The sequence below is a fragment of the Ilyomonas limi genome, from assembly GCF_005233845.1.
GTDB classification, from domain to species: domain Bacteria; phylum Bacteroidota; class Bacteroidia; order Chitinophagales; family Chitinophagaceae; genus Ilyomonas; species Ilyomonas limi.
In genome coordinates, this window is sequence record NZ_SZQL01000003.1 from 348954 (window position 1) to 358632 (window position 9679).

General features: G+C 41.0%; 12 protein-coding genes and 2 pseudogenes. 6 read left to right on the top strand and 8 right to left on the bottom strand.

The genetic code is table 11. The annotated features are described in order from the left end of the window. Positions 1–65: 65 nt before the first annotated feature. Positions 66–353, bottom strand: a complete 288-nt coding sequence (locus FC093_RS06390) for a hypothetical protein (protein WP_137260916.1) — start codon at positions 351–353, stop codon at positions 66–68. A gap of 402 nt (positions 354–755) precedes the next feature. Between FC093_RS06390 and FC093_RS06395 the strand changes: the two genes are divergently transcribed. Further along, positions 756–1454: a toprim domain-containing protein gene (locus tag FC093_RS06395; protein ID WP_240743215.1), complete on the top strand. Its 699-nt coding sequence runs from the start codon at positions 756–758 to the stop codon at positions 1452–1454. A 70-nt stretch (positions 1455–1524) separates the two neighbouring features. Here the strand turns inward: FC093_RS06395 and FC093_RS24570 are convergent, their stop codons facing one another. The 7 genes and pseudogenes from FC093_RS24570 to FC093_RS06430 all read right to left on the bottom strand — a co-directional run bounded on the left by FC093_RS24570 (position 1525) and on the right by FC093_RS06430 (position 6228). Next, a complete protein-coding gene (locus FC093_RS24570) occupies positions 1525–1794 on the bottom strand; it encodes a transposase domain-containing protein (RefSeq protein ID WP_394347969.1) in 270 nt (89 codons plus the stop codon). Position 1795: 1 nt separating this feature from the next. After that, positions 1796–3082: pseudogene (tnpC, locus tag FC093_RS06405) on the bottom strand (IS66 family transposase); the annotation flags it as partial. A gap of 52 nt (positions 3083–3134) precedes the next feature. Continuing rightward, complete coding sequence (tnpB, locus tag FC093_RS06410; protein ID WP_137260920.1) at positions 3135–3500, bottom strand: IS66 family insertion sequence element accessory protein TnpB; 366 nt, start codon at positions 3498–3500, stop codon at positions 3135–3137. Positions 3501–3503: 3 nt separating this feature from the next. Next, entirely contained in the window at positions 3504–3821 is a 318-nt protein-coding gene (tnpA, locus tag FC093_RS06415) for an IS66 family insertion sequence element accessory protein TnpA (protein WP_137260921.1), read from the bottom strand. Positions 3822–4037: 216 nt separating this feature from the next. Continuing rightward, positions 4038–4934, bottom strand: a complete 897-nt coding sequence (locus tag FC093_RS06420) for a hypothetical protein (RefSeq protein WP_137260922.1) — start codon at positions 4932–4934, stop codon at positions 4038–4040. Beyond that, positions 4931–5914, bottom strand: coding sequence for a DNA-methyltransferase (locus tag FC093_RS06425; protein ID WP_137260923.1), 984 nt, complete (start codon positions 5912–5914; stop codon positions 4931–4933). Before FC093_RS06425 ends, FC093_RS06420 begins: the two co-directional genes overlap by 4 nt. Further along, positions 5914–6228 carry a helix-turn-helix domain-containing protein gene (locus tag FC093_RS06430; protein WP_137260924.1) on the bottom strand — a complete coding sequence of 105 codons (315 nt, stop codon included), beginning with the start codon at positions 6226–6228 and terminating at the stop codon, positions 5914–5916. Before FC093_RS06430 ends, FC093_RS06425 begins: the two co-directional genes overlap by 1 nt. A 416-nt stretch (positions 6229–6644) precedes the next feature. On the opposite strand from FC093_RS06430, the gene FC093_RS06435 reads away from it, so the two are divergent. From FC093_RS06435 to FC093_RS06460, 5 genes and pseudogenes are all read left to right on the top strand, one after another. Continuing rightward, the gene (locus FC093_RS06435; RefSeq protein WP_137260925.1) at positions 6645–7007 is read left to right on the top strand and encodes a helix-turn-helix domain-containing protein; all 363 of its coding nucleotides are present in this window, start codon (positions 6645–6647) and stop codon (positions 7005–7007) included. Between the two features lie 237 nt (positions 7008–7244). Further along, a pseudogene (locus FC093_RS06445) lies at positions 7245–7922 on the top strand (IS3 family transposase); the annotation flags it as partial. A 329-nt stretch (positions 7923–8251) separates the two neighbouring features. Next, a complete protein-coding gene (locus FC093_RS06450; RefSeq protein ID WP_137260928.1) occupies positions 8252–8698 on the top strand; it encodes a hypothetical protein in 447 nt (148 codons plus the stop codon). Between the two features lie 256 nt (positions 8699–8954). Continuing rightward, positions 8955–9173 (top strand): hypothetical protein, encoded by a 219-nt coding sequence (locus tag FC093_RS06455; RefSeq protein ID WP_137260929.1) that lies wholly within the window; start codon positions 8955–8957, stop codon positions 9171–9173. After that, positions 9163–9498, top strand: a complete 336-nt coding sequence (locus tag FC093_RS06460; RefSeq protein WP_137260930.1) for a type II toxin-antitoxin system RelE/ParE family toxin — start codon at positions 9163–9165, stop codon at positions 9496–9498. The genes FC093_RS06455 and FC093_RS06460 overlap by 11 nt, the downstream gene beginning before the upstream one ends. Positions 9499–9679 lie beyond the last annotated feature (181 nt).

Consider the following 9679-nt stretch of genomic DNA (forward strand, 5'->3'; position numbering starts at 1 on the left):
TTAAAGTAAATTTAAAAAGCTGGCTGCTATTTTTTTGTTCATTCATCTTGCAACCATGCAAATTATCACTTAGCAGATAATGCAATCAGCTTACTGTTCATTTCCTGTAAGCCTGCTTTGTTTAGTAATTCATTTGACAATGCACTTAATTCGGTAAGCGTTTCCTTACTTGCAATATTTACTATTGTTTGCTCTCCCCCTCCTTCTTTATTTGCCAAGCCCAGTTCAATCACTTTGGCAAGCAGCAGCACATTTTTTCTTGGCATGTTTAGCGCAACTTTTACTGATTCATTCATACCCGGAGAAATAAGCAGTGTTTCATACACGATAGCGATGTCTTTTGTTGATAGCATAGTTCTGAATTTTTTTTCACAAAATCATTTTCACAATGGTAAAAATATAGAGGAATAGCAGGTGCATCCTCTTCATTTTTTGAATAGGTAATTGTTCACGTCACATTCTACTTTCACACCTGTTAATCTGATTTGTGAATAAGAAAAATGTGGACAATGAACATCAGCAACAAACCGCTCACCTGTGCGGAAGTAAAAAGCAGGGACATGGTAGATTATTTAGCATCATTAGGCTTTGAACCAACAAGAATCAGCAGGCATCACTACTGGTATCTGTCTCCTTTACGAATTGAAAAGACCGCCTCCTTTAAAGTCAACAGAACATTAAACCGGTGGTATGATTTCGGAGAAGGAAAAGGAGGTAATATCATTGACTTTGGCGTATTGTATTTTAAATGCTCTGTGAGTGATTTTTTAAAACAATTTCATCTTACATCTCTTCAACATCAACCACACATTTTACCACCTGAACGCGAAATAGAAGAGGAAGAATTAATTACAATTTTGAAAGTAGAAAAGCTCTCTTCCCCTGTCCTCTTCCACTATCTGAAACATAGAAGGATTGATTCCGAAGTTGCACAATCATTTTGCAAAGAAGTAACGTTTGAGTTGTACAAGAAAAAGTATTATGCTATCGGCTTTAAAAATGATGCAAATGGTTACGAATTACGCAACCAGTTTTTCAAAGGAAGCAGCCAGCCAAAAGACATTACAACGATTGAAAACAAAGCGCAAAAACTTGTAGTATTTGAAGGCTTCTTTGACTTCCTTTCCTACCAAACAATTTATAAAAATTCAGAATGCTTAACAGAAGATTTCTTAATTCTGAATTCACTCTCATTTTTAAACAAGGCTAAACCTTTATTAAAGAATTATAATCAGGTACATCTCTTTTTAGACCGTGATACAAAGGGACAAAATTGCACTCTTGAGCTTCTTTCATTGGGTAGCCATATACAAGATGAAAGTAATTTATACAAGCATAATAAAGACCTGAATGAATGGCTGATGCACTTTGGCTTACCTAAAAAGCAAAGCATGCAGAAAAGCCATTCTTCCTCCCAAGCAGCAACTGTAAGCGATATAAAACAACCTGGCTAAAAGGAGCAGACAATCAAAAGGCTAATTCCAACCACTTCAAGGTAAGCCACCGAGCAAGTACGTATAGGATTTACATTACAGAAGCACTATCATTATGCCTGCTCCAGTTATGTGGCAATAGATCAGCGATATTGTTAGTCGTATAGAGATGCATGCGTTGCAATACATCTTTGAGCCAGTTGTATGGATTGATGTGATGTAGCCTGCAGGTAGCAAACAAGGAATAGATCATTGCTGCCCTTTGCGCTGCCGGATGAGAGCCTGCAAACAGGTAATTTTTTCTGCCTACTGCAACAGGACGGATGGCATTCTCTACCCCATTGTTGTCTATTTGCAGCAGGGCATTGGTCGTATAAACACTTAACTTCTAACTTCTCCCATCTGGGTAAACAATAGCCAATCGCCTGCCCTACAGGACTCTTAGGCAATACTTTGGCATACTCACCTGTCATCCACTGCTTCATTGTGCTTAGTAGTGGTACTGCCTGCTGTTGTCTTAACTGAACAGCAGCCTCAGCACTTAACTGCTCCTCCTTTATCCTTCGTTCTATGGCATAGAGTTGCTGCAACAGGCTCAGTGCATGTTCCGCTCTGTTCTTGTCACTCTGGAGCGCATCACTAAACTTGCGCCTGGCATGTGCCATGCAGTGCATTAGGGTAATGCCTTCTCTTTTATCAAAGTCGTCATAAGCTATGTAACCATCCGTCTGCCAATAGCCTTTGAAGTCCTTGAGGATATCATCCGGACCTTCCCGTCCTCTGCCACTTCGATAATCAAAGAGTACCAGCTTTTCGTGGCTGTTGTGATACACCCAGTAGTAACCCTGGTGAGTCGTACCTTTCTTAGCGTCATCCAGCACCTTTATCGGGGTTTCATCCGCATGCAGGTAGCCGCTATCGAGCACTTTCTTTTTATGCACTTCATACAGTGCAGTCAAATGCGTCAGCACGGCTTTGACCCAGTCATTGATGGTAGATTGTGCAATAGTGATACCCGCCCTTTCAAAGCGCTGCAACTGGCGATGCAGCGGCAGATGGTCCATGTACTTATCTACGATGATCTGGGAAAGCAGTCCTTCCCCTGCCATGCACTTGTCCAGCAGCCTGCCGGGCAGCGATGCCGTGATAACGGTATTAGTAAGTTCTGTAAGGGGCTGCACGTATTTAGGACGGATGTACTGCTTTACATACAACTCACCGGGCGTATAATCCAGTACTTCGCTGACCTCATCCCCGATCTTTCTCAGTCCGGTTACGTCCCTGTCCGGCTGCAAGAGGATCACCTCACGCCGCAGGTGTTCAGGCAGCTTCATGCGTCCGGGATGCGCTTTGGGTGTGTTAGTTGTCAGCTCTGTTTTGGTGCGGATATAAGATACTTTGGTAGCATCCATTATCTTGCACTGTGTTATCGTATCTGCCTCCAATGCAAGGGATAGCTGAGCACTTGCAGCAGTGTCAGCAGCAGTGGCCAGCATAAACCGCTCAGTTTTACTGCCAAAGATCATCTTCTGCAACTGATGGAGTTGATGCGTAAGGGAGGCAATCGTCAGTTGCAGTTCTTTGTTGGCTGCTGACTGCTGTTCGTATAAAGCCTTGTAATTAGTATGTTGTTCTGTTAGCGGTTGCATAACGGGGTGCAAACGTATGGAACATACTCATAGTAATACTTTCACAAAGCCGTTATCCACTGCTTTGAGGTGGATGTTGATATCTTTTTCTCCTTCGTACACTCTTCAACGATATCCCCTGCAGAATGAGTTGCAGTTGCTCACTATTAATAGCAGTACTGTTCCTTTTATGGTCTGCTTCGGGTAACTCATAAGTACCCTGTTCGAGACGTTTATGATACAGGGCAAATCCATCTCCTTCAAACAACAGTAACTTGACCTGGTTATGCTTTTTATTGAAGAAGATAAACACCGCACCGCTCAGCGCATTGTGGTTCATTTGAGCGGTGATCATACCACAGAGGCTGTCAAAGCCTTTACGCATGTCTGTAGGACCGCTGTATAAGTAATAGCGGCAAGCGGCTGACAGGTGCAGCATGGCTTAACTAATAAGTGCTTTGAGATAATCCACACTTACGGGCCGGTGAAAGAGCAAACGCCTGCCATTAGGCAGTACCATTTCTGTATGGACTCCTGCTGATGGTGTGTTGGAAGCAGCAGCAGATGGTTGTATCTGAAGCGGAATAAAGCCAGCTGGCTGATCTGATAGCTGCGTATCCCGATACTTTTTATACCAGTAATGAAATACATGATAACGGACGGAATGCTGTTCACAGTAGTCCTTCTGTGTAAGACCACTCTGCTGCCAGGAGGCAATCATCAAAAACATTTGCTGCTGCGTTGCTTCACGATATTCCATGAGTGCTTTTTGAATGCAAAGCAATCATTCAACAACTACTTGCACAATACGCACTTGCTCGATGGCTTACTTCTTTCGGATGTTTCACTATAATGTCTGTGTCCACCGAAGTTGGGTGCGTCCAAGAAGCGTGGAAACAAGGCAGGCTCTTTTGCAAGGTTAGCCTCTGTGTATGGGTTTGTGTGCCTTGCAAATGTGCCTGACTTGGTGTGTGGGTTATAGCAAATTCCAAATGTCGTCAATGAGTAAATGGTCAAATGTTTTGATATGGTCTTTAAGGATATTTTCCGTTTTCATGTTGGGTCTGATGTCACAGTAGTAAACGCCATCTAATGGATTTAGCTTTACGGTGTAACCTTTGAAGTGTCCTGGTAAGAACGTAGCGTTAATCCCATATTCGTTCTCTCGTTTTGATTTCTTCCTTTGAACGTCGTTTAGAAAAATGACAATGTGGGGAATTGTTGTTTCAGTTAAACGCGAGTAAAGGAACTTGTCCATGAAGATTTTATCAATCCTGTCTTTGCTTGAGGTTTTGATAGAACCTAAAATCTTGATTTCATCACCTTCTTTGATAATCAAATCATGCTGATAGCTCATGTTGAACTGTTCAGTTTCGCTGATGGTCACTGGAACTTGTACAACACCTGCTTTTGCTTCAACACCAATTTCGTTGATGATGAGACGTATCAAATGCTCAAATAAATCACCGTTGAGCTTTCTTGCAGCGTTTGATTTTCCACCTTCTATCCCGTCAAGTGCAGCACCAATTGATTGTTGTATTGTATAGGTTGTGTTGTTGATAATTTGTCTCTCAACTTCAAGTTCCGGCTTAACGTCTTTCACATTACGAAGAAGTTCCAAAAACTTGGAACTTGCTAATTCAAATGTGTCGGTTTTGTACATCAGGTTTGAGTTGATGGGACGTGTAATTTGAAAATTCCCATGCCTGTCGTACTGATAAAACCGATAATGGTTTTCATTCTGTGATACAATTTCTGCCTGAAGATGTTCTGCTACAAAATCTAAATATTCTTGAGCAAAATCTATGTACCCTTGTAAGTCAGTGAAGTTTCCTTTGTTTAGTGCTTTAGCAACAAGCTTTTTAATGTTCATCGTATTGAGTTGCGCCTTCTTTGGTTTTCGAAATCGTATTTAATCCATTTTTCAATTGACCAATCTTCAACCAATTCAATCCTGTTGGCTGCCCATTCCAAATATTCTCTTGAAAGGTCACAAGCTAACCATTTTCTTTGAAGTTGTTCTGCACATACTGGTGTCGTTCCTGAACCACAAAATGGGTCAAGTATTGTGTCACCGATGTTAGAAGAGGCAAGAATAATTTTTCTTAAAAGTTCTTCTGGCTTCTGTGTTGGGTGTGGCGTTTTTTCATGCATGCCATTGCATGTTGTAGGTACTTCGATGATGTCTTGCGGTATCTCTAAAACATCTTTAGGTTTTGCACCAAGTGGATTAGGCTCCCAAACATGATTGCCATTCTTTCCCTTTCCGTATTGGCTTGTTTCAGCTTGTGGATGACTTGGGTACTTCAATGTATGCTCACCATAAGGAATGCGAATTTCATCAATGTTGAACGTGAAGTCCTTTGTCTTTCTAAAGTGCAAAATGCTTTCATGGCTACGCCCCCAATCGTTTCCAAGGTTTGCTTTATTCTTGTAATGCCAAATAATCCATCGGCAAGATTTAAAGAGTTTAGAAGCAGGATGCTTCAAGTCAGCAAGAATTTCAGAGAAACCGCAAATAAACAATGTTCCTGTTGGTTTTAATACTCTTGCAGCTTGTTCAATCCATTGCATAGACCAATTGATATATTTCTCTTGGCTTTCAAAAGTGTCCCAATCCGCTTTTTTAATATTGTAAGGCGGGTCTGCAAAAATCAAATCAATGCTTTCGGGTTCAAGTGATTTAAGCCATTCTATACTGTCGCCATTCCATAACTCTCCGTTTGGGTGTTTATAAAAAACTGAAGGCTGACCTTCTTTCTTCGATAAGTCAACATCATATTTTTCACCCTTTAATTGCAGTTCACCAAAAAAAGTTGGTAACTCCTTATTCCGTGCTAATGTTTTGCCCATTATTTTTTGGTTTTTAGATAAGTAACTTTTTGTTCAGCAACTTTCAAAATGTCAATGTCCGCTTCTTCGTCCAATATCTGGTAAGCTATCCTGTCACTAAGGAATTCCTTAAAAAGACCCTTGTGGTTAACTTTGTAGTATGCGGCGACTTGCTTGATGAAGTCTTTTGTTGGCTGTCTTTCGTTACGTTCTATTTTCCCAAGTAATGAAGGGTCAATACTTAGGTCTGCCGCTACTTTCCTCAGAGGAAGTTCTGCGTCTTCACGTAAGGTTCGTATGTACTCCCCAAATGATTTCAATTTAGCTTGCCCCATGTGGACTTATTTTGTCCAAAAATAATAAGGTGAATAATAGCGGACAAATTATGTCCACAAAAGTTATCAACAGCTTGTGGGTTGATGAAAAGTGAAGTTCTGTTGATGTTTTGCTTTTAAGACGAAAAGAATACTTTCAGCTGGGTCGGTGGGCTGTGTGCTGGCATTTTTAGCTCTTTGCAAGGTTAGCTTCTGTGTGTGGGTTTTGTGTGCCTTGCAATGTGCTAAAAATAGAGTGGGGCAGCGTCGGCTAAGTTTCAGGATGTGTCAAACTGGTACGTGGTGTCCAACAGGGTTTCTGCTAACGTTAAAGGCTTGCTGCCGGAGCGGCATTCCGTGTTGCGTCAGCTTGGATAAAGATATAGAGTTTAACAGTGTCTCGTTCTGAAATAGGTTGATTAAAAAACAACCGTTTTATGGATTTAAAAACACAAATCATTCAGGAGTATTTAACGCAAGGCGGCGGCTTTAGACAGCTTGCCGAAAAGTATGGCATTAGCCGTACTACCATATGCAAGTGGGTAGCTATTTACCAGGGAATACATAACTTGCCACCAAGCGAAAAGCAACTCAAATACGCTACTGCAAGTATGAACAGTTCACCTAAGAAACCCACTGCAACATCGTCTACAGAAGAAGCGTTGCAGCAAAAGATTGCTGCATTGGAAAAGCAGCTTCAATGGGAAAAGCTCCATGCGGAAGCATTGGACACCATGATCAATATTGCCGAAAAAGATCTAAATATCTCAATTAGAAAAAAGTCTGGTGCCCAACAGTAAAAGCAATGAAGGAAAAGCATGGCAACATAAGTGTGCAATGCATTTGCAAACTGTTGGGCTACTCGCCACAAGCGTATTATAAGCATAACAAAAAGCATTTCCACCAAGGGGTAAATGAAGGATTGATACTGGAGCAGATTGATCGGATCCGCAAACAACAGCCCAGGTGTGGCGGCAGAAAGTTATTTATAGAGCTGCAGCCATTTTTTAAAGAGTACAGCATCAGCAGGGGGAAGAGATAAGTTTTTTGATCTGTTAAAAAGAAACAAGTTGTTGGTAAGAAAAACGAAGCGAATTGTTCACACCACCAACAGCAAACATCGCTTTTACCGCTATCCCAATCTGATAAAGGGCTTTGTGCTGCTGAAGGCGCATGAACTTTGGGTGGCGGACATCACCTATATACCACTAAAACAAAGATTTGCTTACCTGTTTCTGATAACGGATGCTTATTCAAGAAAAGTAGTCGGTTTTCATGTAAGTGATGACATGAAGGTAAGCTCAGCTGTTATAGCACTGAACAAAGCACTGGCACAGAAGCCACCTGAGACAATCGTTATCCATCATTCTGATCGCGGTATACAATACTGCAGTACAGAATATGTCAACTTACTGCTTGAGCACAATGCAATGATTAGTATGACTAACAACGGTGACCCGCTGGAAAATGCTATTGCAGAACGAGTGAATGGGATATTGAAAACAGAGCTGTTGAGCAGCTACTACAAGGACATAGAGACTGCTGCTGCCCACATCCACAGGTGTATTACCATCTACAATCACCGGCGCAGGCACAGCAGTCTGAACTGGCAGGTGCCTGCAGTTGTACACGAGCAACAAGGACCACAATTAAGAAGATGGAAAAACTATTATCAACCATTCAAACAGAAGGAGGTTAGTATGAACAGCACTTAAAGAGCCGGCGCACAAAAACCTTTTCTTAGCTATAGAGGGCACGAAAATGTTTTTGCCCGCTGCACGGCTAACACCAAAGTACATCAACCATATTCAGGATGATTACTTTCATCAACCAATAACAGGATTTATTCACTAATTTCAGTCAACCTTTTTCAGGACGGGTCAAATTTTTACCTTCGGTGCGTAGTTTCGGCTGACGAGTTTCAAATACCAGTTCTTCGCCAAGCCCGGTTCGTTGTGTGCAAGCAGTTTGAAGCTCACTAAATTTTAAAGTGTGACTTTATGCAAAATCTTAAATTATTGCATCAGGACAAAAACCACTAAAGATGCAAAAAGCATTAAAAGCAACCTTTTTCATTTTTCTTTTTCACGTTCTTTTCTCTTGTAATGCGACAAAAAATATTAGCGGCACATACAATTCTAACTTTGCGGACTTAGGTTTTTTTGTGACAAGGTTAAAGCTTAAACCCGATAGCACATTTGAATATCGTTATCGCGGTGACATGATGTTTGACACTGCAACCGGGCATTACAGAATTGATGGTAAGAAAATACTTCTCACTTATGACACAGTGCCGACAGACAAAATAGACCTTTCAAGAAACAACAACCATTCTTCGCATGTTTATTACATCGGACATGACAAACTTTTTGAAAGTTATCAAGACGGTAAAATTGTAAGACGTGCAACAAGATATAATAAATGGAAACAGTTTATAATATTTGGCAGTCATTATTACAAACGAAAATGGTATCTCAAACGTATTGACTAAAAGCCTGCACACAACAGCGGCGTTTGCAATAGGCTGGCTCGACATTAAGTTCTTGGCAATTTTGCAGACATCAGCAGTTGTTCCAGCTTGACCTTTGCTATTTAGCTTATCTTTCATATTTTCAACTTTAGTTTTTCAATTAAGCATTTGTACCAGGCTGACCAATCGCTATTGCCAGCCCATCGCAAACGCTTCAACGTTGTGCGTCACCTTTTCTAACAGTTTGCAGTTGGACAAAACGTATTAAATTTGACACATGAAAATTGCACTTCAATACGTAAACGATATAAATGGCAAGACGCAGGCTGTTCAGTTGCCTTTGACTGAATGGGAAAAGGTGCTCAACAAGCTAAAAAAGTATGAACAGGCTTTAAAGCTCAGGTCTGACCTTAAAGAAGCGTTTGAGCAAGTTGCTGTTCTTAAGCAAACAAAAGGACACAAGCAGACACTAAACGAATTCTTAAATGAACTTTAGTGTTATTCCGAGTGACAAGTTCAAAAGAGAAGCAAAACGGCTTATCAAAAAGTTCCCCTCTCTTAAACAAGAACTTGCTGAATTAAATGCAACGCTTGAAAATGCACCAGAGACAGGAACGCCTTTAGGCAATGACACCTATAAAATCCGACTTGCTATCAAGAGCAAAGGAAAAGGAAAAAGCGGTGGTGCACGAGTTATTACTTATGTAGTAACCGACGACAAAGAAGTGTATTTGCTGACTATTTACGACAAATCAGAGTTTGACAGCGTGGACGATAAAACAATAAAAGCTATTATTGACAGCTTACACTCGGACAAATAAGGCGAACGCCCAACATGAACTGTGTAAAAAACCAAATAAATTTTATGGTTTAGCGGAGTGGAGATTTCGCTGATATTGACCACTCCATTTCGCTACAAGCTGACCACTGCATTTCGGAGCAAATTGACCAGGTGATTTCGCTATAAATTGACCACCTGTTTTCGGTAGAAGAGCTGCGGCT